The organism is Pseudomonas cichorii (genome assembly GCF_015471405.1).
Taxonomy (GTDB): Bacteria; Pseudomonadota; Gammaproteobacteria; order Pseudomonadales; family Pseudomonadaceae; genus Aquipseudomonas; species Aquipseudomonas serbiensis.
In genome coordinates, this window is record NZ_BLVZ01000041.1 from 1 (window position 1) to 1,349 (window position 1,349).

A 1,349-nucleotide genomic window follows, 5' to 3' on the forward strand; every position below is an offset into this window, starting at 1 on the left:
TGCCATGCTTCCAAGAAAAGCTTCTAAGCTTCAGGTAACCAGGAACCGTACCCCAAACCGACACAGGTGGTTGGGTAGAGAATACCAAGGCGCTTGAGAGAACTCGGGTGAAGGAACTAGGCAAAATGGCACCGTAACTTCGGGAGAAGGTGCGCCGGTGAGGGTGAAGGACTTGCTCCGTAAGCCCACGCCGGTCGAAGATACCAGGCCGCTGCGACTGTTTATTAAAAACACAGCACTCTGCAAACACGAAAGTGGACGTATAGGGTGTGACGCCTGCCCGGTGCCGGAAGGTTAATTGATGGGGTTAGCGCAAGCGAAGCTCTTGATCGAAGCCCCGGTAAACGGCGGCCGTAACTATAACGGTCCTAAGGTAGCGAAATTCCTTGTCGGGTAAGTTCCGACCTGCACGAATGGCGTAACGATGGCGGCGCTGTCTCCACCCGAGACTCAGTGAAATTGAAATCGCTGTGAAGATGCAGTGTATCCGCGGCTAGACGGAAAGACCCCGTGAACCTTTACTATAGCTTTGCACTGGACTTTGAATTTGCTTGTGTAGGATAGGTGGGAGGCTTTGAAGCGTGGACGCCAGTCTGCGTGGAGCCATCCTTGAAATACCACCCTGGCAACTTTGAGGTTCTAACTCAGGTCCGTTATCCGGATCGAGGACAGTGTATGGTGGGTAGTTTGACTGGGGCGGTCTCCTCCTAAAGAGTAACGGAGGAGTACGAAGGTGCGCTCAGACCGGTCGGAAATCGGTCGTAGAGTATAAAGGCAAAAGCGCGCTTGACTGCGAGACAGACACGTCGAGCAGGTACGAAAGTAGGTCTTAGTGATCCGGTGGTTCTGTATGGAAGGGCCATCGCTCAACGGATAAAAGGTACTCCGGGGATAACAGGCTGATACCGCCCAAGAGTTCATATCGACGGCGGTGTTTGGCACCTCGATGTCGGCTCATCACATCCTGGGGCTGAAGCCGGTCCCAAGGGTATGGCTGTTCGCCATTTAAAGTGGTACGCGAGCTGGGTTTAGAACGTCGTGAGACAGTTCGGTCCCTATCTGCCGTGGACGTTTGAGATTTGAGAGGGGCTGCTCCTAGTACGAGAGGACCGGAGTGGACGAACCTCTGGTGTTCCGGTTGTCACGCCAGTGGCATTGCCGGGTAGCTATGTTCGGAAAAGATAACCGCTGAAAGCATCTAAGCGGGAAACTTGCCTCAAGATGAGATCTCACTGGAACCTTGAGTTCCCTGAAGGGCCGTCGAAGACTACGACGTTGATAGGTGGGGTGTGTAAGTGCTGTGAGGCATTGAGCTAACCCATACTAATTGCCCGTGAGGCTTGACCATA

Annotated in this window: 1 rRNA gene; it reads left to right on the forward strand. The window is 53.5% G+C overall.

Features of this window, described 5'->3' with window-relative positions:
- Positions 1-1,348, forward strand: a 23S ribosomal RNA gene (locus tag JL015_RS27540); the annotation flags it as partial.
- Between the last annotated feature and the right edge of the window lies 1 nt (position 1,349).